This window comes from Streptococcus mitis, from assembly GCF_002096755.1.
GTDB classification, from domain to species: domain Bacteria; phylum Bacillota; class Bacilli; order Lactobacillales; family Streptococcaceae; genus Streptococcus; species Streptococcus mitis_AC.
Genome location: NZ_NCVF01000024.1, coordinates 122,673 through 149,130, shown reverse-complemented (window position 1 = coordinate 149,130; position 26,458 = coordinate 122,673). Strand labels below are relative to the sequence as shown.

21 protein-coding genes and 1 pseudogene are annotated in these 26,458 nt (G+C 40.0%); 19 read left to right on the top strand and 3 right to left on the bottom strand.

The window, feature by feature from the left end; all coding sequences use genetic code 11:
• The first annotated feature begins 110 nt into the window (after window positions 1-110).
• The 12 genes and pseudogenes from B7700_RS06870 (at window position 111) to B7700_RS06820 (ending at window position 12,111) form a co-directional block, all read left to right on the top strand.
• A complete protein-coding gene (locus B7700_RS06870; protein WP_084887977.1) occupies window positions 111-1,853 on the top strand; it encodes a glycoside hydrolase family 13 protein in 1,743 nt (580 codons plus the stop codon).
• A 109-nt stretch (window positions 1,854-1,962) separates the two neighbouring features.
• Entirely contained in the window at window positions 1,963-2,274 is a 312-nt protein-coding gene (locus B7700_RS06865) for a hypothetical protein (RefSeq protein WP_000420556.1), read from the top strand.
• A gap of 3 nt (window positions 2,275-2,277) precedes the next feature.
• Window positions 2,278-2,994: an alpha/beta hydrolase gene (locus B7700_RS06860; RefSeq protein ID WP_084887975.1), complete on the top strand. Its 717-nt coding sequence runs from the start codon at window positions 2,278-2,280 to the stop codon at window positions 2,992-2,994.
• A gap of 1 nt (window position 2,995) precedes the next feature.
• Window positions 2,996-3,109, top strand: a pseudogene (locus B7700_RS11000) (type II toxin-antitoxin system death-on-curing family toxin); the annotation flags it as partial.
• Window positions 3,110-3,670: 561 nt separating this feature from the next.
• Entirely contained in the window at window positions 3,671-5,131 is a 1,461-nt protein-coding gene (locus B7700_RS06855) for an aminotransferase class I/II-fold pyridoxal phosphate-dependent enzyme (protein WP_084887973.1), read from the top strand.
• Window positions 5,132-5,992 (top strand): polyamine aminopropyltransferase, encoded by an 861-nt coding sequence (gene speE, locus B7700_RS06850; RefSeq protein WP_000366713.1) that lies wholly within the window; start codon window positions 5,132-5,134, stop codon window positions 5,990-5,992.
• A complete protein-coding gene (locus B7700_RS06845) occupies window positions 5,989-7,248 on the top strand; it encodes a saccharopine dehydrogenase family protein (RefSeq protein ID WP_084887971.1) in 1,260 nt (419 codons plus the stop codon). Before speE ends, B7700_RS06845 begins: the two co-directional genes overlap by 4 nt.
• On the top strand, window positions 7,248-8,375 hold the full coding sequence (gene nspC, locus B7700_RS06840; protein ID WP_084887969.1) for a carboxynorspermidine decarboxylase: 1,128 nt from the start codon (window positions 7,248-7,250) through the stop codon (window positions 8,373-8,375). Before B7700_RS06845 ends, nspC begins: the two co-directional genes overlap by 1 nt.
• Window positions 8,372-9,457, top strand: coding sequence for an agmatine deiminase (gene aguA / locus B7700_RS06835; protein WP_084887967.1), 1,086 nt, complete (start codon window positions 8,372-8,374; stop codon window positions 9,455-9,457). Before nspC ends, aguA begins: the two co-directional genes overlap by 4 nt.
• A 9-nt stretch (window positions 9,458-9,466) precedes the next feature.
• Complete coding sequence (gene aguB, locus B7700_RS06830; protein ID WP_084887965.1) at window positions 9,467-10,342, top strand: N-carbamoylputrescine amidase; 876 nt, start codon at window positions 9,467-9,469, stop codon at window positions 10,340-10,342.
• A gap of 192 nt (window positions 10,343-10,534) precedes the next feature.
• Window positions 10,535-11,236 carry a response regulator transcription factor gene (locus B7700_RS06825; RefSeq protein WP_084887963.1) on the top strand — a complete coding sequence of 234 codons (702 nt, stop codon included), beginning with the start codon at window positions 10,535-10,537 and terminating at the stop codon, window positions 11,234-11,236.
• Window positions 11,233-12,111 (top strand): sensor histidine kinase, encoded by an 879-nt coding sequence (locus B7700_RS06820; protein WP_084887961.1) that lies wholly within the window; start codon window positions 11,233-11,235, stop codon window positions 12,109-12,111. Before B7700_RS06825 ends, B7700_RS06820 begins: the two co-directional genes overlap by 4 nt.
• A gap of 40 nt (window positions 12,112-12,151) precedes the next feature.
• Here the strand turns inward: B7700_RS06820 and B7700_RS06815 are convergent, their stop codons facing one another.
• From B7700_RS06815 to B7700_RS06805, 3 genes are all read right to left on the bottom strand, one after another.
• Window positions 12,152-12,904, bottom strand: coding sequence for an ABC transporter permease (locus B7700_RS06815; RefSeq protein WP_084887959.1), 753 nt, complete (start codon window positions 12,902-12,904; stop codon window positions 12,152-12,154).
• A 10-nt stretch (window positions 12,905-12,914) separates the two neighbouring features.
• Window positions 12,915-13,823: an ATP-binding cassette domain-containing protein gene (locus B7700_RS06810; RefSeq protein ID WP_084887956.1), complete on the bottom strand. Its 909-nt coding sequence runs from the start codon at window positions 13,821-13,823 to the stop codon at window positions 12,915-12,917.
• Between the two features lie 141 nt (window positions 13,824-13,964).
• Entirely contained in the window at window positions 13,965-14,774 is an 810-nt protein-coding gene (locus B7700_RS06805; protein ID WP_084887954.1) for an HAD family hydrolase, read from the bottom strand.
• 117 nt (window positions 14,775-14,891) lie between these two features.
• On the opposite strand from B7700_RS06805, the gene rexB reads away from it, so the two are divergent.
• The 7 genes from rexB (at window position 14,892) to B7700_RS06765 (ending at window position 26,448) form a co-directional block, all read left to right on the top strand.
• Window positions 14,892-18,167 carry an ATP-dependent nuclease subunit B gene (gene rexB, locus B7700_RS06800; RefSeq protein WP_084888097.1) on the top strand — a complete coding sequence of 1,092 codons (3,276 nt, stop codon included), beginning with the start codon at window positions 14,892-14,894 and terminating at the stop codon, window positions 18,165-18,167.
• On the top strand, window positions 18,164-21,814 hold the full coding sequence (gene addA / locus B7700_RS06795) for a helicase-exonuclease AddAB subunit AddA (protein ID WP_084887952.1): 3,651 nt from the start codon (window positions 18,164-18,166) through the stop codon (window positions 21,812-21,814). Before rexB ends, addA begins: the two co-directional genes overlap by 4 nt.
• A 214-nt stretch (window positions 21,815-22,028) precedes the next feature.
• Window positions 22,029-23,207: a hypothetical protein gene (locus B7700_RS06785; protein ID WP_084887948.1), complete on the top strand. Its 1,179-nt coding sequence runs from the start codon at window positions 22,029-22,031 to the stop codon at window positions 23,205-23,207.
• Between the two features lie 295 nt (window positions 23,208-23,502).
• Window positions 23,503-24,234 carry a capsular polysaccharide biosynthesis protein Cps4B gene (gene cps4B, locus B7700_RS06780; RefSeq protein ID WP_084887946.1) on the top strand — a complete coding sequence of 244 codons (732 nt, stop codon included), beginning with the start codon at window positions 23,503-23,505 and terminating at the stop codon, window positions 24,232-24,234.
• 236 nt (window positions 24,235-24,470) lie between these two features.
• The gene (locus tag B7700_RS06775) at window positions 24,471-25,046 is read left to right on the top strand and encodes a sugar transferase (RefSeq protein WP_084888094.1); all 576 of its coding nucleotides are present in this window, start codon (window positions 24,471-24,473) and stop codon (window positions 25,044-25,046) included.
• Between the two features lie 42 nt (window positions 25,047-25,088).
• A complete protein-coding gene (locus tag B7700_RS06770) occupies window positions 25,089-25,793 on the top strand; it encodes a YveK family protein (protein WP_084887944.1) in 705 nt (234 codons plus the stop codon).
• A gap of 1 nt (window position 25,794) precedes the next feature.
• Window positions 25,795-26,448 carry a CpsD/CapB family tyrosine-protein kinase gene (locus B7700_RS06765; protein WP_084887941.1) on the top strand — a complete coding sequence of 218 codons (654 nt, stop codon included), beginning with the start codon at window positions 25,795-25,797 and terminating at the stop codon, window positions 26,446-26,448.
• The last annotated feature ends 10 nt before the right edge of the window (window positions 26,449-26,458 follow it).

Sequence of the window (26,458 nt, the reverse complement as noted above, 5' to 3'; positions counted from 1 at the left end):
AGAATCTACGGACAAGCCTTGAAAATAAAATACGAAAGTAGTATACTAGAATCACAATTATGAAAACGTTTGCGTCTTAAATGCAACCAAGTAAATCAGGAGACAAATTGATGGAATTAAGCGCTATTTACCATAGGTCTGAGTCGGAGTTCGCCTATCTTTATAAGGATAAGAAGATTCATATTCGGATTCGAACTAAGAAAGGGGACATTGAAATCATCAACTTGCACTATGGGGACCCTTTTATTTTTATGGAGGAGTTTTATCAAGATACAAAGAAAATGGCCAAGATAACTTCTGATGCCATCTTTGATTATTGGCAGGCTGAAGTGTCAGTTGACTTTGCACGTATCCAGTATCTCTTTGAACTCACGGATACAGAAGGCCAGAGCATCTTGTATGGCGATAAAGGGTGCGTTGAAAATTCTCTAGAAAATCTTCATGCTATTGGAAATGGATTTAAGTTGCCTTATCTTCATGAGATTGATGCCTGCAAGGTTCCTGACTGGGTTTCAAATACGGTATGGTATCAGATATTTCCTGAGAGATTTGCCAACGGAAATGCTCTATTAAACCCAGAAGGGACTTTAGACTGGGATTCCTCTATCACACCTAATAGTGATGATTTCTTTGGTGGTGATTTACAGGGGATTATTGACTATCTGGATTACTTGCAAGACTTGGGTATTACTGGACTATATCTTTGTCCTATCTTTGAATCTACTAGCAATCACAAGTACAATACGACGGATTATTTCGAAATTGACCGTCATTTTGGAGACAAGGAAATCTTTCGAGAGCTGGTCGAGCAAGCGCATCAGCGAGGTATGAAAATCATGCTGGACGCTGTATTTAATCATATTGGTTCGCAATCTCCTCAATGGCAAGATGTTGTCAAAAATGGTGAGCAATCTGCTTATAAAGATTGGTTCCATATTCAACAATTCCCAGTGACGACTGAAAAACTTGCTAATAAGAGTGACTTACCCTATCATGCTTTTGGTTTCGAGGACTATTTGCCTAAGCTAAATACAGCTAATCCAGAGGTCAAGGACTATCTTTTAAAGGTTGCGACTTATTGGATTGAAGAGTTTGATATCGATGCTTGGCGTTTGGATGTGGCTAATGAGATTGACCATCAGTTTTGGAGGGATTTTCGTAATGCAGTTTTAGCTAAAAAGCCTGATCTTTATATCCTAGGAGAAGTCTGGCATACGTCTCAGCCTTGGTTAAATGGAGATGAGTTCCATGCGGTCATGAATTATCCTTTATCTGATAGTATCAAGGATTATTTCTTACGAGGGCTTAAGAAGACGGACCAATTCATCGATGAAATCAATGGCCAATCTATGTATTACAAGCAGCAGATTTCAGAAGTTATGTTTAATCTCCTAGATTCGCATGATACAGAACGAATCCTGTGGACTGCAAATGAAGACGTTCAACTGGTCAAATCAGCTCTAGCCTTTCTCTTTTTACAAAAGGGAACATCCTGTATTTATTACGGAACCGAGCTTTCCTTAACTGGCGGTCCAGACCCAGATTGTCGACGTTGTATGCCTTGGGAACGCGTATCAAGTGACAATAATATGCTGAACTTTATGAAGAAGCTAATCAAGATTCGTAAACATGCGTCATCAACCATTCAGCATGGCAAGTATAGCCTAAAAGAAATCAAACCAGATTTAGTAGCTCTGGAATGGAAATACAATGGCCAAATCTTCAAAGCAATCTTTAACCAATCAAAAGATGATTATCTTTTAGAGAAGGAAACCGTAGCATTAGCAAGCAATTGCCAAGAATTGGAAAATCAGCTTGTGATCTCTCCAAATGGATTTGTGATTTTTCATTAAAGAGCGACAGGAAAATTGTAGTATAGAGAAGACTTTACAAGCAGACTATTTGTCGTCTTGCTGCAATTGGTATATAATTTAACTTAAAGAAAATAGGAGGACTGACCGAATGGAATTAAAAGATTTTACAGAAAAAGAACAGGAAATGATTAAGAAGGGGCTTACGACGTCTAAGATTAGTGACAAGGAAACTGCTGAAAAGATTCTTGCGCTAGTACCACAAGACTTGATTAAGCGAATCCCATTTTTCGTCAGAAAACATGCTACGACACGTACGATTAAACGCATTTCAATTGAACACCCTGAACTCTACGCTGCAGCTCAAACAAGTGGTGAAATTCCAGAAAAAGAACGCGAAGAATTACGTCAGATTATCACGACTATCTTTGAACAAAAGATGAATAAGCATAGTATTAAGTAGAGAATGAAAAAATATTTTATTGGCGGTCTGGGAAGCAATATCTATCATAGCAAGGATTTTCTTCAAGAACTAGATTCGCAGGTTTATTTTCTAAGTCCATATGAAAAGCATCTTCGAGATGAAACAGAATTGAAATTATGGTTTAAAAATGAGATTGTAGAAGGAGACTCTATCTGTCTGATAGGTCATTCTCTTGGAGGAGATTTGGCGCGTTATCTTGCATCGGAATTTTATGAAGTGACAAAACTGATTCTTTTGGATGGTGGCTATCTAGATTTAGATAAGATTTTACCTTTAGATGTGGAATTAGAGGAAACAAAAAACTATATTGAATCTCAAGTCGTTTCGGACTTAAATCTTCTTATTTCTAAAGAAAAATCCGAAGCAAAGCATTGGTCAGAAAATATGGAGAAAGCCGTAAGACAGTCCTATCACTGGAATTCTGAGTATAATAGATATGAGTTATCTATAAATTATGAAAATATAGAAGCGATTCTCCGCCTAAGGAGGAAAATACAAGCTTTTAAGAGAGAAGTGGGAGATACCTTGTTTATTAGTCCTCGCTATCCTAATGAAGCTACATGGAGAGAGGACGCCCTAAAAGAATTGCCAGACTATTTTGATACTATTTTTCTAGAAAACGTTAGCCATGAGCTTTATACTGAAGCACCTAGAGAAGTCGCTAGTCTGATTAATGTGTGGCTCGCTTATTCTCAATGAGCTACTTGTATTGCTTGAAAAAAAGCATGTTTTTGCCAATGCTGATAAACGAACTGCTTTATTCGTTTTGGTGAAATTTATACAATTAAATGGCTATCGTTTTTCTGTTACCATTAATCGTTAAGATACATTTAAAAGAACTAGTGGACTAGTTCTTTTTATATCCGTTTTCACACTATTAAACTTATATAAATCTATATAAAACAATATATTTCCGAACAAAAATAGATATTTTTTTAAAAAAGTACTTTACAGAGTGTTTGAAGTATGATATAGTAATAAAGCTTAGAAAATGAGATGATGTTTTCTAGCAAATATAAACCCGAGTAAAAAATGCCTACGGACAGGCAGGGTTGAATGCCGAAGCGTGGTTGAAAAACCACATTATTGATAGGGTTAAAAGCCTACTTTTATAAGTTGATGTTAGGACACTTGTCCTAATTCATAAATTTTTAGTGTGGTGAAAGCACACGTCATCTTGTGAAACGATCAATAAAGTACGTAATATTTGCTACTAGAGAGTTTGGAAACATCGGGAACAGACATACTCAACAGAAACAAACATAAAAACGTCAGAAGATTGCAGAGCAGGTGAAAACCTGCTCTTTTTTCATGAGTCAACCTTTGATGGCCCTCATCATTTTGAGGAGCTAAAAATACGGTAAAGGAGTATGTCTTGAAAGAGTTAGATCAAAACCAAGCCCCAATTTATGAGGCCTTGGTGAAGTTACGCAAGAAACGGATTGTTCCCTTTGATGTTCCAGGTCACAAGCGTGGACGGGGAAATCCAGAACTGGTCGAACTGCTAGGTGAAAAATGTGTAGGCATTGATGTTAATTCGATGAAACCCTTGGATAATCTTGGTCACCCCATTTCGATTATTCGGGATGCAGAGGAGCTGGCTGCAGATGCTTTTGGAGCTAGCCATGCCTTTCTCATGATTGGAGGAACAACTTCATCGGTGCAGACTATGATTCTGTCAACCTGTAAGGCAGGAGATAAGATTATTTTGCCACGAAATGTCCATAAATCTGCTATCAATGCGCTGGTTCTATGTGGTGCCATTCCCATCTATATCGAGATGAGTGTGGATTCTAAGATTGGTATCGCTTTAGGTCTTGAAAATGACCGAGTAGCGCAGGCAATTAAGGAGCATCCAGATGCCAAGGCCATTTTGATTAACAATCCTACTTACTATGGAATCTGTTCAGACCTCAAAGGTTTAACGGAAATGGCTCATGAAGCTGGCATGATGGTTTTAGTGGATGAAGCCCACGGAGCACACTTACATTTTACTGATAAACTTCCAATTTCTGCTATGGATGCAGGTGCTGATATGGCAGCAGTTTCCATGCATAAGTCTGGTGGGAGTTTGACACAAAGTTCGCTTCTTTTAATCGGGGAGCAGATGAATCCTGAGTACGTTCGTCAGATAATCAACCTGACCCAGTCAACATCTGCCTCTTACTTATTGATGGCTAGTCTGGATATTTCGCGTCGCAACTTGTCCCTTCGTGGTAAAGAGTCCTTTGAGAAGGTTATTGAACTATCAGAGTATGCTCGTCGTGAAATTAATGCTATAGGCGGTTATTATGCCTATTCAAAAGAGTTAATAGATGGCGTGTCGGTATGTGATTTTGATGTAACCAAGCTGTCAGTTTACACTCAGGGCATTGGCTTAACAGGTAGTGAGGTTTATGACCTCCTACGAGATGAATACGACATTCAGATTGAGTTTGGTGATATTGGCAATATCTTGGCCTATATTTCGATTGGTGACCGTATCCAAGACATCGAGCGCTTAGTCGGTGCTTTGGCTGATATCAAGAGACTCTATTCACGAGATGGGAAGGACTTAATAGCTGGAGAATATATTCAGCCCGAGTTGGTATTATCCCCTCAGGAAGCCTTCTATTCAGAGAGAAAAAGTTTGACCTTGGATGAATCTGTTGGACAGGTCTGTGGAGAATTTGTCATGTGCTATCCTCCAGGGATTCCTATCTTGGCTCCTGGTGAACGCATTACTCGTGAAATTGTAGACTATATCCAATTTGCAAAGGAACGTGGTTGCTCCCTCCAAGGGACGGAAGATCCAGAGGTCAATCACATCAACGTCATTAAGAGAAAGGAGAACTAGATGGATTTATGGTTTTCTGAAGTTCATACTCCAGATGTGAAATTGTCCCTGAGAACAGCCAAGCAACTCTACGCTGGAAAAAGTGAATGGCAGGATATCGAGGTTCTTGACACTCCAGCGTTTGGGAAAATACTGATTTTAAATGGGCATGTCTTGTTTTCAGATGCAGATGATTTTGTCTACAATGAAATGACCGTTCATGTTCCTATGGCTGTGCATCCCAATCCCAAGAAAGTTTTGGTTATTGGAGGTGGTGACGGTGGTGTTGCTCAAGTATTAACACTCTATCCTGAGCTAGAACAAATCGATATTGTAGAACCTGATGAAATGTTGGTAGAGGTTTGTCGTGAGTATTTTCCAGACTTTGCTGCAGGGCTAGATGATCCTCGTGTTACCATTTACTATCAAAATGGGCTACGCTTTTTGCGAAACTGCGAAGATGATTACGATATCATTATCAACGATGCGACAGATCCATTTGGACATACGGAAGGGCTCTTTACCAAGGAATTTTACGGTAATAGTTATCGTGCTCTGAAGGAAGACGGCATCATGATTTATCAGCATGGGAGTCCCTTCTTTGACGAGGATGAGTCAGCTTGCCGAAGCATGCACCGCAAGGTTAATCAAGCCTTTCCAATCAGTCGAGTTTATCAGGCCCATATCCCAACCAGTCCAGCTGGCTATTGGTTGTTTGGATTTGCATCGAAAAAATATCACCCTGTCAAAGATTTTGACAAGGAAGGCTGGAAAAAACGCCAACTTTTTACAGAATACTACACTGCAAACTTACACGTTGGAGCCTTTATGTTGCCCAAGTATGTTGAGGACATTTTAGAAGAAGAGGAAGGAAAAAAATGAGTCGTTTACTAGTTATTGGATGTGGGGGAGTTGCCCAAGTTGCTATTTCAAAGATTTGTCAAGATAGCAAAACTTTTACAGAGATTATGATTGCTAGCCGTACTAAGTCAAAATGTGATGACTTGAAAGCGAAGCTAGAAGGTAAAACAACTACAAAGATTGAGACAGCTGCTCTTGATGCTGACAAGGTAGATGAAGTGATTGCCCTGATTGAAAGCTACAAACCAGAAGCTGTTTTGAACGTAGCTTTACCATATCAAGATTTAACAATTATGGACGCTTGTTTGGCAACAGGTGTTCACTATATCGATACAGCCAACTACGAAGCAGAAGACACAGAAGACCCTGAATGGCGTGCCATCTACGAAAAACGTTGTAAGGAACTTGGCTTTACAGCCTACTTTGACTACTCATGGCAGTGGGCTTATCAAGAGAAATTCAAAGAAGCAGGCTTGACCGCTCTGCTTGGTTCTGGTTTTGACCCAGGTGTGACCAGCGTTTTTTCAGCTTACGCCCTTAAACATTATTTTGATGAAATCCACTATATCGACATTTTAGACTGTAATGGTGGTGACCACGGTTATCCGTTTGCAACAAACTTCAACCCAGAAATCAATCTACGCGAGGTTTCTGCTCCAGGTTCTTACTGGGAAGATGGAAAATGGGTCGAAGTGGAAGCTATGTCAATCAAGCGCGAGTATGATTTCCCTCAGGTCGGACAAAAAGACATGTATCTCCTTCATCACGAAGAAATCGAATCATTGGCCAAGAACATTCCAGGGGTCAAACGCATTCGTTTCTTTATGACTTTTGGTCAATCTTACTTGACGCACATGAAATGTCTTGAAAATGTTGGACTCCTTCGTACGGATGCCATTAACTTTAATGGACAAGACATCGTTCCAATCCAATTCTTAAAAGCCTTACTTCCAGATCCTGCAAGCCTTGGTCCACGCACTGTTGGTAAAACCAATATTGGATGTATCTTTACAGGTGTCAAAGATGGTGTTGAAAAGACCATTTACATCTACAATGTTTGTGACCATCAGGAATGTTACGCAGAAGTTGGTTCACAAGCTATTTCTTACACGACAGGAGTTCCAGCCATGATTGGGACAAAATTGGTTATGAACGGAACTTGGAAACAAGCTGGAGTGTATAATCTTGAAGAATTGGATCCAGATCCATTTATGGAAGCTTTGAATGAGTACGGTTTGCCTTGGGTTGTGGTTGAAAATCCACAAATGGTGGACTAATGAAGCTAGAACAAGTACCAACACCAGCCTATGTTATTGACTTGGCCAAGTTAGAAGCCAATTGCCGTATCCTACAATATGTACAAGAAGAAGCTGGCTGCAAGGTTTTGCTTGCCCAGAAGGCTTATTCCCTCTATAAAACTTATCCCTTGATTAGCCAGTATCTATCAGGTACGACTGCAAGTGGTCTCTATGAGGCCAAGCTAGCTAGAGAAGAATTCCCAGGAGAAGTCCATGTATTTGCTCCTGCTTTCAAGGATGCGGACTTGGATGAATTGATTGAGATAACAGACCATATCGTCTTTAACTCAGACAGACAGTTACGTAAACATGGGGCCCATTGTCGGGATGCTGGTGTAAGCGTGGGTTTGCGACTTAACCCTCAGTGTTCAACTCAAGGAGATCACGCGCTCTATGACCCTTGTGCACCAGGTTCTCGCTTTGGAGTTACTCTAGACAAGATTCCGAGTGATTTGCTAGATTTGGTTGACGGACTTCATTTTCATACCCTTTGCGAGCAGGGAGCAGATGATTTAGAGACAACTTTGAAAGCTGTAGAAGAACAGTTTGGTCCCTACTTACATGAGGTCAAATGGCTCAATATGGGGGGCGGACACCACATCACAAGAGAAGGTTACGATGTGGATTTGCTGATTTCTGAGATCAAGCGTATCCGAGAAACTTATAATCTTGAAGTCTATATCGAGCCGGGTGAAGCCATTGCGCTCAATGCGGGTTATCTAGCAACTGAAGTATTGGATATTGTCGAAAACGGTATGGAAATCTTGGTTTTAGATGCCTCTGCGACCTGCCATATGCCTGATGTACTTGAGATGCCCTATCGTCCACCTTTGAGAAATGGCTTTGAGGCACAGGAAAAAGCCCATACCTATAGACTTTCTTCCAATACTTGTCTGACAGGCGATGTGATTGGTGATTATAGCTTTGAAAATCCAGTTCAAATCGGAGACAGACTTTATTTTGAAGATATGGCCATTTATTCTTTTGTCAAAAATAATACCTTTAATGGTATTGGATTGCCAAGTCTCTATCTCATGGACGAACAGGGTGACTGTAGCTTGGTCAAAGCCTTCGGCTATCAAGACTTTAAAGGGAGATTATCATGATAGAAACTCCGAAAAAAGCGGGCTATCGCATGGCAGCAGAGTACGAACCCCATCATGGTACCCTCATGATATGGCCGACTCGACCAGGATCATGGCCTTTTCAAGGAAAAGCTGCTAAAGCAGCATTTAGCCAGATTATAAAAACCATAGCAGAAGGAGAAAGAGTCTATCTTTTGGTGGGCCAAGACTACTTAGCTGAAGCCCAAGACTACCTTGGAGATAGCGTTGTTTATTTAGACATTCCCACCAATGATGCCTGGGCTCGTGATACAGGTCCGACCATTCTTGTCAATGATAAAGGCCAGAAATTAGCCATGGATTGGTCTTTCAATGCCTGGGGTGGTGCTGTTGATGGTCTTTATCAAGATTATGAAGATGATGACCAAGTAGCCAGTCGTTTTGCTGAGTCCTTGGAAATGCCTGTTTATGATGCCAAACCTTTTGTCCTAGAAGGCGGAGCGATACATAGCGATGGTCAAGGAACCATTATCGTAACTGAAAGTTGCCTTCTCAGTCTTGGTCGCAATCCTCATCTGACTAAAGAGGAAATCGAGAGTACCTTATTAGAGTACCTTGGAGCTGAAAAAGTCATTTGGCTTCCTTATGGTATTTATCAGGACGAAACCAATGAACACGTTGACAATGTTGCTGCCTTTGTTGGTCCTGCTGAGCTTGTTTTGGCTTGGACAGACGACAAAAGCGATCCTCAATATGCCATGTCAGCAGCTGATTTAGCGCTTTTAGAAAAGGAAACAGATGCAAAAGGTCGTCACTTCACCATTCATAAACTTCCAATTCCAGCCCTTCATCAAGTTGTAACCAAAGAGGATTTGCCAGGCTACATCTATGAAGAAGGAGAAGAAGAGCGATACGCAGGTGAACGACTAGCAGCTTCCTACGTAAACTTTTATATCGCCAACAAGGCTGTCCTTGTTCCCCAGTTTCAAGATAAAAACGATCAAGTGGCCTTAGATATCCTCAGTAAGTGTTTCCCAGACCGTAAAGTTGTCGGAATACCAGCTAGAGATATTCTCTTAGGTGGTGGAAATATTCACTGTATCACCCAACAAATCCCAGAATAGGAGAAAAAGATGAGAAATGTAAAAGTTTCAGCTATTCAGATGCAATGTGCCAAGGATGTGGCAACAAATATTCAAACAGCAGAGCGTTTAGTACGTCAGGCAGCAGAACAAGGCGCACAAATTATTCTCTTGCCCGAGTTGTTTGAACGTTCCTATTTCTGTCAGGAACGTCAGTATGACTACTATCAGCATGCCCAATCTGTAGTAGAAAATACTGCCATTCAGCATTTTAAGGTGATTGCTAAGGAACTACAAGTTGTTTTACCGATCAGTTTCTATGAAAAAGATGGCAATGTCTTGTATAACTCTATTGCCGTTATTGATGCAGATGGGGAAGTGCTGGGTGTTTATCGAAAGACCCACATACCAGACGACCATTACTATCAAGAGAAATTTTATTTTACGCCTGGCAATACAGGTTTCAAGGTCTGGGATACGCGCTACGCTAAGATTGGTATCGGTATCTGTTGGGATCAATGGTTCCCTGAAACAGCGCGCTGTCTTGCATTGAATGGGGCTGAATTGCTCTTTTATCCTACAGCTATCGGTTCGGAACCTATCTTGGAAACAGATAGCTGTGGTCATTGGCAACGTACCATGCAAGGACACGCAGCAGCAAATATTGTTCCAGTCATCGCAGCCAATCGTTATGGTTTGGAAGAAGTCGCACCAAGTGAGGAAAATGGCGGACAGAGTTCAAGTCTTGACTTTTACGGTTCATCCTTTATGACGGATGAAACAGGAGCTATTCTAGAGCAAGCTGAAAGACAAGAAGAAGCTGTTCTGTTAGCTACTTATGACCTAGACAAGGGAGCAAGCGAGCGCCTAAACTGGGGCTTGTTTCGAGATAGAAGACCCGAAATGTATCAACGTATTACGGACTAGTTAGGATAGAATTGAGAGATTCATTCTGCTAGACTAACTTCTTATTTGCAACTATAAGGATACTATGTTATCTAGTAAGTGAATTTTATATTTTAACCCTCTAAGGCTTTCTCGCACTTTGATGCGAGGAGCTTTTCTGTTTAAGCTTTATCAATAAAACATGCTATAATAGTTGCAGAAAGGTTGGTGTTTATGGCTAGGATACTGGTTATTGAAGACAATAGTGACATTCAAGAAATTTTGCGAACACTTCTTACTGAGGAGCATGAGGTGATTCAAGCCTTTTCTGGTACAGAAGGAATCATGCGTTTTGACCAAGGTGGGATTGACCTCGTTTTGCTTGATATCATGCTTCCTGGGAAAAATGGGGATCAGGTTTTAAAATCTATTAGGGAACAAAGTCAAACTCCAGTCATTATGCTAACGGCTTTGAGCGATAAAAAACTTATCAGCCAATATCTTTTAGACGGTGCCAATGATTACATAGTGAAACCTTTTGATTTGGATGAAGTCTTTGCAAGAGTTACTGTTCAGTTACGCCAAAGTGTAGAAAAACAGCCTATGGAAATAGAAAAAACTGAAAATCTGACACTAAACTTGAAAAATATCCAGTTTGATGCAGAAAGTTTTGAAATTAAAAATAGCCAGGAAACGATTCGTCTTGCCAAGAAAGAATGCTTGATTCTCCAAACTCTCCTTAAATATCCAAAGAAAATTTTCACCAAGGAAGAACTTTATGAAATGGTATGGGAAGAGAGCTATTTACCTGGAGATAATACCCTCAATACGCATTTGAGTAATCTTCGTAAAAAATTAAACCAGCTTGACCCAAATCAGGAATATATTGAAACCATTTGGGGAGTTGGGGTAAGATTAAAAGGAGATAAGCAATGACCTACATGATAATCTTTATCCTACTGGTTCTCCTAATTATTTTATCGATTACATTGATTCGATACCATCTAGCACTTGAAAGCCTGAGTCAACAGATTGAAGACAAGATTCTCACGGGTAGTATGAAAAGAGTAGGAGTCAGCATTTTTTCCAAACATTTTCTACAGCTCTACCAGCAGATTGAAAATCTATTTCAAGAAGTGGAACAATCTCGGTTGGTAATGAAAAGGGAAAAGCAGACTCTGGATATGGCCATCAGCAATATCGCTCATGATATTCGAACTCCTTTGACTATCGCTTCAGGCTACACCCAACAATTGATAAAGTCTCCTGAAAACAAAGGAGAAACCCTACAAAAAGTAGCCCAGCATCTTGATTTAGTTTCCAAACGTTTGGAGGCTCTCCTAGAATACCGTCGTTTGATGGAAGGAGCTGTTAAACCGAAAATGGAAGAAGTGGATCTTTCCGCTTTTATTACTAAAAAGACTCTGGCTTATTATGATGTTTTTCAGGCGGCAAATATCACACTTGATTTTGAGGTTGAAGCTGGTCTGAAAATGAGGACAGATGAAGACTTGCTGGATCGAATTTTACAAAATCTGCTTGGAAATGTCCTCAAACATGGCAAGGAAGAAGCCCGTCTATCTTTGAGAAAGGAAAAGGAACAGCTTGTCTTAGAGATTGCAAACCTTGTTAAACAGCCCATCAAAAAAATAGAAAATCTCAGCAACCGTTTTTATTCTGAAAATCTATCAGACACTGAAGAATCCTCTGGTTTAGGCCTTTATATCACTGAAGAATTATGTCATCTTCTCGGTGCAGAGATGAAACTAAGCACAGATGGACAATGGTTGTCGGTTTTCATTTATTTTTAACAAAAAGAAACCTCCTCTGTAGGCTAGAGGAGGTCATTTTTTATAGGCTTTTCTTTTTGAAAACTGCCAGTCCACTTAGATTAAAGATTACAATAACAGCTAAGGTAACTATAAGGGTATAGAAAATGGATTCACTATTAGCAGTCATAGCATAGGAAAAATGCAAGGACAAATATGGTAAATATTTGATATTTGGAAAAATGATCATTGGCATAGAAAGGATGATAGAGCTAATCAGATAACCAATAAATACGGCAAGATAAGAATGAGTCAGGTAGAGAATAAAGGAAATAATCGAAAGCCAAGCGAGAAGGCAAAATAATTGAAGGAAAATGGTTATCAGTAGATTTCCAATAAAGCCATCAGGTATCGCACCAAGGCCGTTAAGTATAGTTGCTGGAATAAAGGCAATCACAAGGCTGATGATAAGTTGCAAGAGTGCAATACAAGTCAATACAAAGGCTTTGGCAAGGAAAAACTCGGTACGAGAAACACCCACTGTCAAACTATTTTTATAGAGCTTTCCGATTAAATCAACACCTAGAACTAGACAAGTTATAATAATACAGAGAAAAACGAGGTTTGAACCTTGACTAGATGCGTTAATCAGGGCTTGTACACCATCCCAACCTTGGGTTGGAATTTCTGGGTCTTCTGTCTGAATTGCCATCAGACGGCCAGTAGCTCCTATACTTGCTCCCATTAGCATGAGAGTAAAGAGAATAAATTCTGTAATCCAGAATCCTTTGGAACGGAAAAGACGGTAAAAGTCTGCTTGAATGGTATGTATCATGATTTTCCTCCTATTGGACCAATTGAGTGAAGTATTCTTCTAGGTTTTGACGGGCGTAGTAAATCTCGTCAATGGCAACATCTGCCAAGGTTAATTCCTTGAGAATCTGTTTGACATCTTGTTCCTGACCAAAGATATGGATTTCATTTTCTGGATTAACAACCTTGAACTGGAGCTGGATTTGTTCTTTCAATACTTGACAAGCTTTCTCTTTATCAGCTGTCTTAAGCACAATATAATCCTCACTTAGTGTTTCAAATTCAGCTTTGCTGATTTCACGGATAATCTTGCCTTGATCCAAAATACCAAAACGATTGGCTAGGAGATAGAGTTCTGACAAGATATGGCTAGAGATGAGAATGGTGATCCCTTTTTCTTGATTGAGCCGTTGAATCATTAAACGAAATTCTTTGATACCGATTGGGTCGAGACCGTTGATAGGTTCATCTAATATCAGGAAGTCTGGTTTAGATAGAAGGGCAATGGCGATGCCAAGTCTTTGCTTCATTCCAAGAGAGAAATCTCGAAAGACTTTTTTACCTGTATCTGGCAAACCTACATAGTCCAGCGTTTCTCGAATGACTTGATCAGCATTTGGAATATGACGAATCATACAGTAATATTTCAGATTTTGATAGGCTGTTAAGTGATTATGAGCTACAGGTGATTCGATCACTGAACCTACTCGAGATAGAGACTTGATCCACTCATTTTCCGTTTTGCTGGAGAAGAGGGAAACAGTTCCTTTATCCGCAAAGAGTAGTTGCGTAATAATTTTTATTAAGGTGGTCTTCCCAGCTCCATTCTTCCCGATAAGTCCATAAATATCTCCCTCTCTTATCGTTAGATGAAGATCCTGAAGAATAGCTTGTTTGGCAAAGTTTTTGGACAATCCATGAATGTCAAGTACTGTTTTCATGATTCTCTCCTTTTGATTTATTTTGATAACTTTAGTATAAAGCATAGAAATCAAAGAAAGCTCAAGCATTTCTAAAGAGTTTCTAAAGTTTTAGGAATTCTTAAATATCAAAACCCAGTTGACACGAACTGGGCTTCTTAATTATAAAATATATTTTTCAATCGCACGCGCAACGCCGTCTTCTTCGTTACTGGCTGTAACGTCATCAGCTAGGGATTTGACATAGTCGCTGGCATTTCCCATAGCAATACCAAGGCCTGCAAATTGGAGCATTTCGATATCGTTATTGGCATCGCCCATGGCCATAATTTCTGAGGAATCAATCTTCAAAATCTCAGCTAGTCGAGAAAGAGCAGTAGCTTTTGTCGTTCCAAGCGGCATGGCTTCATAAATAACAGGCTGCGAACGAACTCCGCTAAATCGTTGACAGAGTTCCTCAGCAAAACGTTGCTCAAAATCGTTTGTTTGGCTCTCTGTTCCTAAAAACATACCTTGGAACATACGATACTTGCTACTGGTGGCTTCCTCTAGTGAAATTTCAGTTAAGTCCGAGAAGACTAGCTCGGCATCATTTTGGATGACTTGATTGGGCTTACCACCGAGGACAAAATAATGTTCCTCATCAAAAAGAGTCAACTGAACATCACTTTTTTCAGCTAGGTCATAGAGGTATTCAATGTCAGATGAACTGAGTTCTTGCCAGTCAACTAGCCCCCAATCACTGGTCTGGTGGGTTGAGCAACCGTTGTTAACAATGACATACTCATTCTGGAGGTCAAGCCCCAGTTTTTGATAGTAGGGGAGCACACCGAAAAGCGGGCGACCCGTACAGAGAACCAGTTTGACACCTTTTTCAATGGCTTGGTGAATAGCAGTAATGTGAGCTTGTGGGATTTCCTTGGCTTCATTAAGGAGGGTTCCGTCCATATCCAAGGCTAATAGTTTAATCATAAGACTTCCTTCTTTATCTTTTGGTATTATTATAGCATATTTTAGAGGAAAGGAGGAGGAATCTTCGGGCTAATCATGGTATAATAAAAGGTAATGAAAAATTCCAACGAGGCTGAGATGAAATTACTTTATACTGATATTCGGACTTCTTTGACTGAAATTTTAACGAAAGAGGCGGAAGAGCTAGTTGCTGCTGGCAAGCGGGTCTTCTACATCGCCCCCAACTCTCTTTCTTTTGAAAAGGAACGCGCCGTGCTGGAATGCTTGTCCCAGCAGGCTTCTTTTGCGATTACCGTCACGCGCTTTGCTCAGATGGCTCGTTATCTGGTCTTGAATGACCTGCCTACCAAGACCAGTCTTGATGATATCGGTCTTGGGATGGCCTTTTATAAGTGCCTTGCTGAGCTCGACCCCAAGGACTTGCGTGTTTATGGCGCTATTAAGCAGGATCCTCAGTTTATCCAGCAGTTGATTGAACTTTATCATGAGATGACGACTGCTCAGATGAGTTTTCTGGACTTGGAAAGTTTGACAGATGAAGACAAGCGAGCAGACTTACTCTTGATTTTTGAGAATGTCACGACCTATCTCAATCAAGGTCAGTTAGCTCAGGGAAGTCAGCTCTCCCATTTGATTAAGGCTATTGAGAATGGCAAGGTAAGTAGTGACCTCACTCAAATCGCCTTGGTCATTGATGGATTTACCCGTTTTTCTGCCGAAGAAGAGCGGATTGTGGACTTACTTCATAGCAAGGGTGTTGAGATTGTCATTGGGGCTTATGCTAGTAAGAAAGCTTATACTAGTCCATTCGCTGAAGGCAATCTCTATCAAGCCAGTGTGGAGTTTCTCCATCATCTAGCCACTAAATACCAAACGCCTGCGCAAGACCTTTCTCAAATTCATGAGAAGATGGATAGTTTTGACAAGGCCTCTCGTTTGCTGGAGTCTTCTTATGACTTTTCAGAATTAACATTGGAGATGAATGATGAGGACCGTGACAACTTACAAATCTGGTCTTGTTTAACACAAAAAGAAGAGTTGGAGTTGGTAGCGCGTAGCATTCGTCAGAAATTGCATGAGAACTCAGACCTAAGCTACAAGCATTTTCGTATTCTTTTGGGGGATGTAGCTTCTTATCAATTATCTCTAAAAACCATTTTTGACCAGTACCAGATTCCTTTCTATCTTGGAAAAAGCGAATCCATGGCCCACCACCCTTTGACACAGTTTGTCGAGTCTATTTTGGCTTTAAAACGCTATCGTTTCCGTCAGGAGGATTTGATTAACCTTCTCAGAACAGGTCTATATACCGACCTTAGTCAAGCTGATATTGATGCTTTGGAGCAATATATCCGCTATCTTGGTATCAATGGCTTGCCAGCCTTTCAGCAAACTTTCACCAAATCCCACCATGGAAAATTTGATTTGAAACGCTTGAATGCCATTCGTTTGAGAGTTTTGGCTCCTCTTGAAACCTTGTTTACCAGCCGAAAACAAAAGGCTGAAAATCTCTTGCAAAAGTGGAATGTCTTTCTAAAAGAAGGAGAAGTGACCAAGCAGTTGCAAGATTTGACAGCCACTATGGAAGTTCTTGAACAGGAAAGACAAGCTGAAGTTTGGAAAGCCTTCTGTCATGTTTTAGAACAATTTCCGACTGTTTTTGCTGGTTCACAGGTTAGTCTGGAAGACTTCCTAGCCTTGCTCCATTCTGGAATGAGTTTGTCTCAGTATCGCACTATTCCAGCGACAGTGGATACTGTTCTGGTGCAGAGTTACGATTTGATTGCACCACTGACTGCTGACTTTGTCTATGCCATTGGGCTGACTCAGGACAATTTACCAAAAATTGCGCAAAACACCAGTCTTTTGACAGACGAAGAAAGACAGAGCCTAAACCAAGCGACAGAAGATGGGGCGCAATTGCTGATTGCCAGCAGTGAAAATCTCAAGAAAAATCGCTATACTATGCTTTCTTTGGTCAATTCTGCCCGTAAGCAGTTGGTCTTGTCAGCTCCAAGCCTTTTTAACGAAAGTGAAAGTAAGGAATCTGCCTATCTTCAAGAGTTGGTCCATTTTGGATTTAGTCGAAAAGAGAAGAGGATGAATCACAAAGGGCTGTCTAAGGAAGATATGGGGTCATATCACAGTCTTTTGTCCAGTCTGGTTGCCTATCACCAGCAGGGCGAGACGAGTGAGACTGAGCAAGATTTGACCTTTGTCAAGGTCCTGGCGCGTGTGATGGGTAAAAAACTAGACCAGCAAGGTCTGGAGAATCCAGCCCTCCCAACCAGTCCAAGCAGTAAGCAGTTGACCAAGGATACCTTGCAGGCTCTCTATCCTATTGATCAGGAGTTTTACCTGTCTACGTCTGGTTTGACGGAGTTTTACCGGAACCAATACAGTTATTTTCTTCGCTACGTTTTAGGCTTGCAAGAAGAATTACGCCTGCGTCCTGATGCCCGCAGTCACGGAAATTTCTTGCACCGCATTTTTGAACGTGCCTTGCAGTTGCCTAACGAAGATTCCTTTGACAACCGTCTAGAACAAGCTATCCAAGAAACCAGTCAAGAACGCGAATTTGAAGCCATTTATCAAGAAAGTTTGGAAGCCCAGTTTACCAAGGAAGTTTTGCTTGATGTTGCACGGACGACTGGACATATTCTCCGACACAATCCAGCCATCGAAACTATCAAAGAGGAAGCGAATTTCGGTGGGAAAGAGCAAGCCTTTATTCAATTGGACAATGGACGCAGTGTCTTTGTACGAGGTAAGGTTGACCGCATTGACCGATTGAAAGCTGATGGAGCGATTGGAGTGGTAGACTACAAATCCAGTCTGACTCAGTTCCAGTTTCCTCATTTCTTTAATGGGCTCAATTCCCAGTTGCCCACCTATCTAGCTGCCTTAAAAAGAGAAGGGGAGCAGAACTTTTTCGGCGCTATGTACTTGGAAATGGCTGAACCCGTCCAATCTCTGATGGCCGTTAAAAGTCTGGCAGGTGCAGTAGTAGAAGCCAGCAAGTCAATGAAATACCAAGGCCTCTTTTTAGAAAAAGAAAGCAGTCATTTGGGTGAATTTTACAATAAAAACAAGGCCAATCAGCTAACGGAGGAGGAATTCCAGCTCCTACTGGACTACAATGCCTATCTTTATAAAAAAGCGGCTGAGAAGATTTTAGTAGGCCAGTTCGCCATTAATCCTTATACTGAAAATGGCAGAAGTATTGCACCGTATGTTCAGCAACATCAAGCCATCACAGGATTTGAAGCCAATTACCACTTGGACCAAGCCCGTTTTCTAGAAAAGTTGGACTTAACTGATGGCAAGCGTCTGGTCGGAGAAAAACTCAAGCAAGCTTGGTTTGAAAAAATAAGAGAGGAGTTGAATCGATGAAGCCCATTCCCTTTTTAACTGAGGAGGAAATTCAAAAACTGCAAGATGCAGAAGTGAATTCGAGCAAGGAACAAAAGAAAACTGCCGAGCAAATCGAAGCTATCTACACTTCTGGTCAGAATATCCTGGTTTCAGCATCGGCTGGTTCTGGTAAAACCTTTGTCATGGCCGAGCGCATTCTGGATCAGTTAGCGCGTGGTGTCGAAATTTCTCAACTCTTTATCTCAACCTTTACCGTCAAGGCTGCGACTGAGCTTAAGGAACGTTTGGAGAAAAAAATCAGCCAACAAATCCAAGAGACGGATGGTGTCGAGCTCAAACAACACTTAGGCCGCCAGTTGGCAGACCTACCCAACGCTGCTATCGGAACTATGGACTCTTTCACACAAAAATTCCTTGGCAAACATGGTTATCTAATTGATATTGCGCCTAATTTCCGTATTTTACAAAACCAGAGCGAGCAACTCCTTCTAAAAAACGAAGTCTTCCATGAGGTCTTTGAAGCGCATTACCAAGGTAAACAGAAAGAGACCTTTAGTCATTTGCTGAAAAACTTTGCTGGACGTGGAAAAGATGAACGGGGGCTATGCCAGCAAGTCTATAAAATCTATGACTTCCTCCAATCCACCAGCAATCCTCAGAAATGGCTGAGTGAATCTTTCCTCAAAGGCTTTGAAGAGGCTGATTTTAGCAGTGAAAAAGAAAAACTGACCACACAAATCCAGCAAGCCCTTTGGGATTTGGAAAGTTTTTTCCGTTATCATCTGGATAATGATGCCAAGGAATTTGCAAAGGCTGCTTATCTAGAGAATGTTCAGTTGATTTTAGATGAAATTGGCTCCTTGAATCAGGAGTCCGATAGTCAGATTTATCAGGCAGTGCTTGCGCGTGTTGTCGCCATTTCAAAAGAGAAAAACGGTCGATCTCTGACTAATGCCAGCCGTAAGGCTGATTTGAAGCCACTGGCTGATGCCTACAATGAAGAGAGAAAGACCCAGTTTGCTAAACTAGGACAACTGTCAGACCAGATAACGATTCTCGACTATCAAGAACGTTACCATGAAGACTCCTGGAAGCTAGCTAAAACCTTCCAAGCTTTTATGAGCGATTTTGTGGAAGCTTATCGTCAGCGTAAACGCCAGGAAAATGCCTTTGAGTTCGCTGACATCAGCCACTATACCATTGAGATTTTAGAGAATTTCCCACAAGTTCGTCAGGTTTATCAGGACCGCTTCCATGAAGTCATGGTCGATGAGTATCAGGATACCAACCACATTCAAGAACGGATGCTGGAATTGCTGTCAAATGGTCACAATCGCTTTATGGTAGGAGATATCAAGCAGTCCATCTACCGTTTCCGTCAAGCAGACCCGCAGATTTTCAATGAAAAATTTCAACGCTATGCGCAAAATCCCCAAGAAGGAAAGCTGATTCTCCTCAAGGAAAATTTCCGTAGTAGTTCAGAAGTGCTGTCAGCAACCAATGATGTTTTTGAACGTCTTATGGACCAAGAAGTCGGCGAAATCAACTATGATAACATGCACCAGCTTGTTTTTGCCAATACCAAACTGACTCCCAATCCAGACAACAAGGCAGAATTTCTCATCTACGACAAGGACGATACAGGCGAGGAAGAAGAGAGCCAAGCAGAAACGAAATTAACAGGGGAAATGCGCTTAGTTATCAAGGAAATCCTTAAACTTCATCAGGAACAAGGTGTTGCCTTTAAAGAAATCGCCCTTCTGACCTCCAGCCGCAGTCGTAATGACCAGATTCTTCTCGCCCTGTCTGAGTACGGGATTCCTGTTAAAACCGACGGAGAGCAAAACAATTATCTCCAATCCCTAGAAGTGCAAGTCATGCTAGACACTCTTCGTGTCATTCATAATCCCCTGCAAGACTATGCCTTGGTTGCCCTTATGAAGTCTCCAATGTTTGGCTTTGATGAGGACGAGTTAGCACGTTTATCTCTTCAGAAAGCGGAGGATAAAGTCCAAGAAAATCTCTATGAGAAACTGGTCAATGCACAAAAAATGGTAAGTAGCCAAAAAGTCTTGATTCACTCAGCTCTAGCTGAGAAACTAAAGCAATTCATGGATATCTTGGTTTCTTGGCGCCTGTATGCCAAAACCCACTCCCTATATGACTTGATTTGGAAGATTTATAACGACCGTTTTTATTATGATTATGTGGGGGCTTTACCAAATGGTCTTGCTAGACAGGCTAATCTCTATGCACTAGCTCTGCGTGCTGATCAATTTGAAAAGAGCAATTTCAAAGGCTTGTCGCGTTTTATTGGTATGATTAACCAAGTTTTAGAAGCTCAGCACGATTTGGCAAGCGTGGCTGTCGCACCGCCCAAGGATGCTGTAGAACTTATGACTATTCACAAGAGTAAAGGGCTAGAGTTTCCTTACGTCTTTATTCTCAATATGGATCAAGATTTCAACAAGCAAGACTCTATGTCAGAAGTCATTCTCAGCCGTCAGAATGGTCTTGGTGTCAAATATATTGCCAAAATGGAGACAGGGGCAGTAGAAGACTACTATCCTAAAACCATCAAACTCTCCATTCCTAGTCTGACTTATAGACAGAATGAAGAGGAATTACAGCTAGCAAGCTATTCAGAACAGATGCGCCTTCTTTATGTTGCTATGACAAGGGCTGAGAAAAAGCTCTATCTTGTCGGTAAAGGTTCTCGTGAAAAGCTGGAAGCTAAGGAATACCCAGCAGCTAAAAATGGAAAACTAAACAGCAACACTAGACTTCAAGCAAGGAATTTCCAAGATTGGATTTGGGCTATCAGCAAAGTGTTTGCAAAGGATAATCTCAACTTTTGTTATCGTTTTGTTGGTGAAGATCAGCTGACTAGAGAATCTATCGGAGAGTTGGAAAACAAAAGTCCTCTCCAAGATAGCTCCCAAGCAGACAATCGTCAGTCAAATACCATTAAAGAAGCTCTTGAAATGCTGAAAGAAGTTGAAGTTTATAATACTCTTCACCGCGCAGCCATTGAACTTCCTAGTGTTCAAACCCCAAGTCAAATCAAGAAATTCTACGAACCTGTTATGGATATGGAAGGTGTTGAGATTGCAAGTCAAGGACAGTCAGTAGACAAGAAAATCAACTTTGATTTGCCAGATTTTTCAACCAAAGAAAAGGTAACAGGAGCTGAGATTGGTAGTGCCACCCACGAACTCATGCAGAGAATGGATCTCAGTCAGCGACCAACTCTTGCTAGCCTGACAGAAACTCTCAAACAAGTTCAAACTAGCCAAGCTGTCAGAGACAAGATCAATCTTGCTAAAATTCTTGCATTCTTTGACACAGCACTCGGTCAGGAAATTCTCGCTAATACCAACCATCTTTATCGCGAGCAACCTTTTTCCATGCTCAAACGAGACCAAAAGAGTCAGGAAGACTTCGTTGTCCGTGGTATCCTTGATGGCTATCTACTTTACGAAGATAAAATTGTTCTGTTTGACTATAAGACAGACCGCTATGATGAACCGAGTCAACTCGTAGACCGCTATCGTGGTCAGTTATCCCTATACGGAGAAGCTTTATCACGATCCTATTCGATTGAAAATATTGAAAAATACTTGATTTTACTCGGTAAAGACGAGGTTCAAGTTGTAAAAGTATAATTTATACTCTTCGAAAATCTCTTCAAACCACGTCAGCTTCAGCTTGCTGTAGATATGGTTACTGACTTCGTCAGTTCTATCCACAACCTCAAAACAGTGTTTTGAGCTGACTTCGTCAGTCTTATCTACAACCTCAAAACTGTGTTTTGAGCAACCTGTGGCTAGCTTCCTAGTTTGCTCTTTGATTTTCATTGAGTATTAGAAAGGAGACCTCATGACACTTCCAGTTAGAAAATCCCTGCACGATGCGGTTTTACAGGCTTCAAAAGCGGATACTTGGGAACAAGCTACCAAGGAATGGAAGGAAGTTTCCTTGATTTTTAACGGTATCGGCCGTAGCAATTGTGTCTGTGGAAATGCTATCAAGTACGCTTACGAACTCTTTAACGGTGTCACAGGCCAACGCCTCTTTCCGATTGGTAGCGACTGTGTTCGTCATTTTCATCGATTGACCCTTGACCAGCAACTGGAAGAGGAGGAAAAACTGCTCAGAAAGGTCGACAATCTGACCAGAAAAGCACAGAAAAAGGAAAAAATCAAGGTTAACAAAAGTGACTTTGACGAGCATCTTCTAAAGTGGCTCTGGGAAAAAGGTGTTTTTAAACCCAATCGTGGCAATCAGTTCTCACCTGAAAGAGACTACCAGCTCTTCCTAGAAGTCTTTCGAGGAGGAAGTTGGACCAAGGCAGAGCCCAAGAAAAAGGCTCGGATGGAAGAAGTCCTAGAAAAGTATATCAAGCCCTTTTTACTTGGAAAACCGGATGACCAACTCTACCTTGTCAAGCTAGGAAAGGAAAAAATTGACTACGAACAGGAACTCCGTATCCAGGCAGAGAAAGAGCGCAAGAAAAGAGATAGAATCGCCAAGCAATATGCAGACAATCTGGTACTAGCCATGGGTCCAGCAGAACGTGCCTATCAAGACTACTTTGGCTTTACAGAAACTCTAACTCAAGAAGAACGCAAATGGGAGAAAATTCTTTTTGGTAAAAATCGAACAGAACGGGCTATCAAGGCCAAACAATACCAAAAAGAGTTGGAAAAAGACCAACGAATTGCTAGTCAGAATCCAATTGAAAGAAAGCAGAAGCAGACCTGGCTCCTCAATTCTTACTTTCGTGAGCTTCCTGAAGAAAAAGCCCGATTTTCTAGGCTCTTATTAGAATATCAAAAAAGTGGAGAAGTGCCATTTTCAACTGAATATCTGTCAGACCATCTGCTCGACTTTTTCCATAAAATGAAAGCCTTTGAGTTTGAAATCGCACCAGAACAAGTTCGAAATTTTCTAAAAGAAAGCCTCCAGACAGACATTCTATCCTCAGCACAAGAAAGCTGGATAGAAGGAATTCTCCTCAACTGCATCAAACCATTTTTAGAACGATTATTGATATAACTAACACCTACCGTGGAAATTCCATGGTAGGTGTTAGTTTTAATAGTCAGTATCATTATTATTCTCAACAGATTTATTCGAAAACAAAACACGCTTATTTATATATGCTTTGTTATACTAGATAACTTTTAAAATCTTATAAGAATAACTAGATTATTTTAATGTTTCGTAGTATAATAACATCAGGAAAACAAACTGTATAAACTAATATTTATAGGTTATTCAAAATACTTATATATATGTGTTAAATTATTTATTACAGTAACTAAAACTCTATTATATAAGGAAATATTACATGATTGATATCCACTCTCACATTGTTTTTGGTGTAGATGATGGACCAAGCACAATTGAAGAAAGCCTAGCTCTTCTGAAAGAAGCTTTTTCACAGGGAGTTCGTACAATTGTATCCACTTCACATCGTCGTAAAAATATGTTTGAAACTCCAGAAGATACAATTATGACCAACTTTAAAGAGGTTCAAGCACTTGCTAAGAAAGAACTGCCTGACTTAACTCTTTTATATGGAGCTGAAATATACTTCACCCAAGATGCTCTTGACAAATTGGAAAGCAAGCAGATTCCTACTCTGAACGATACACAATATGCTTTGATTGAATTCAGCCCGACCACCCCCTATTGGGAAATCCGCAATGCAGTAAATAAAGTTTTATTGTTAGGTATTAGACCTGTCATTGCCCATATTGAACGCTATGCTGAACTAGAAAAAAATGAAAAAAGAGTTAAAGAGCTGATAGATATGGGATGTTATACTCAAATAAATAGTTCAAGTGTTCTTAAGCCTAAAATGTTTGGGGATAAGTATCGCTTACTCAAAAAAAGAGCTCAATATTTTCTTGCCCATAATCTAGTTCACTGTGTGGCTAGCGATATGCATAATCTAAGCTCAAGACCGCCATATATGGAGCAAGCATTTGACACGATTAGTCATCAGTATGGAAAGGAAAGAGCAGAAGAATTATTTTTAGTGAATCCTCAGTTGATTATATCGAACAAAAATATTTAGCAACATTTAATTTAGTTGTATTTCCAGTGTTTTAATCAGTAAGCTTGAAAATCTTATTGTTTTATGTTATATTGAACTGTATGATTTAATTCTTGGTAAACATACATATTTTTATCGGTTCTAACTTTTTATAAAATTGGGGCCATATATATATATATATATATATGCATCAACGTAGTGAGTGGCGCACGCATATATATGCGTGCGCCTTAGTTTTTTCTAGGAGAATGATGCTTATGTATAGGAGAATTAAGAGAATTTTAGGTCTTCTAATTTCTATACCCTCATTACTATTAATTATCCCAATTTGTTTAATAGCTTGTATCTTTATTGTAATCGAATCAAGTGGTAATCCTATTTATATACAAGAACGAATTGGTTTAAATGGACGAAGGTTTTCAATTTATAAACTCCGCTCCATGTATCAAGATGCTGAAAAGAACGGTCATAAATGGGCGAGCAAAAATGATACACGCATTACAAAAGTTGGACGTTTTATTCGTAAAACACGAATTGATGAATTACCACAAATTATCAATGTGATTAAAGGTGAGATGTCCATTATTGGGCCACGACCAGAAAGACCAGAGTTTATCAATGAATTTTTGAAAGATATCCCTAATTTTAATGAACGTTTAGCTGTTCGCCCAGGAATTACAGGTTGGGCTCAAGTAAATGGTGGTTATGAATTAACTCCTAAAGATAAATTAGTCTACGATCTATTCTATATCAATCACGAAAGTATCAAGTTAGATTTTCTTATACTATTAAAAACAATTAAAGTGATGTTTACTGGGAACGGCTCTAGATAGTTCTAAGAAAGAAAAAATAAATAAAAGGAAACAAACAATAATATGACTATTTTTAATAAAAATATTAATAGAATTTTTTCTTTGATAAAAAGTAAACTACTATTTTTACTCCTATTTACTATAGTAGGGACGACAGCAGTTGGTCTATATACTGTTTTTATCATTTCTCCTATATACAGTGTCTCCTCTAAGCTCATAATGAAGAACACTTCAAGCCAAACAAATGGGCAAAATAATGATGCGCAAACGATTGAAGCTATAAACCTCTTTCAAAGACAAGCTAAGACTTATTTAGAGATAGCAGATCTCCCCCCTGTAAAAGAAAATACTAACAAAGCATTAGGTTTGTCACCTGATGACATCGCCAAAATCAAATCGGTTAAATTAACAAATGACTCAGGTTCTCAGTTGGTCACAATAACAGTTAGAGGACTAGATCGAAATTTAGCAGAACGTTATATTAAAGAGTATGTGTCTCAGTACAAGAAATTTACAGCAGATAGATTAGGGCGCGACAACTTGTCAGTTGTTACAGAAGCACTGGGAAGTGATTCTCCAGTTTATCCCGTTCTATGGAAGAATCTTCTTGTATCTATTCTAGTATTTTCTTTTGTAGGATTTAATGTTATTTTCATCAAATATCTATTGAGTGATTCGATTGATTCTTACGAAGACTTGGAAGAGTTAGTGGGAGCACCTGTTCTCGGGATGATTCCGACTATAGAGAGAAAGAGAAGAGGTGAGTGACATGCATATCGAAGTTATTCATAACAGTAAATCCATCGTAGCTGAGTCCTTTAGAACTTTAAGGAGTAATCTTCAGTTCTCAGAATTTGGAAAAAATATTAAAATCATTGTCGTTACAAGTGCCAATCCCAATGAAGGAAAGAGTGAAGTCAGTATCAATCTTGCTGCCTCTTTGGCCCAACAGGGGAAAAGTGTGATTATCATAGACGCGGATATGCGCAAACCAACTCAACATAAATTAACAGAGCTAAATAACACTGAAGGACTCAGCACTTTTTTATTAAAGAAGTCAGGAGTAGATTCCATTAATCATTTGACGATAAATGATGTGAATTTAGATGTGCTGACTTCAGGACCTGTTCCGCCTAATCCTTCTGAGATGTTAGCTAGTTCTTCTATGGATGAAACACTTAAAGCATTTGAGGATTTTTATGACTATGTCATTATCGATACCCCTCCCTTGCTAGCAGCAACTGATGCCCAAGTTTTAGCCAGTATTTCGGATGCTACCCTTCTGGTAGTAGATATCAAAAAATCAAAACGACGACAAATAATAGAAGCAAAAAGAAGATTAGACCATGTTGGAGCTAGACTACTTGGTGTGATAATGAATAAAATGGATTCACATAAAGACACCTATTATTACTATTATTAAACTAACTATT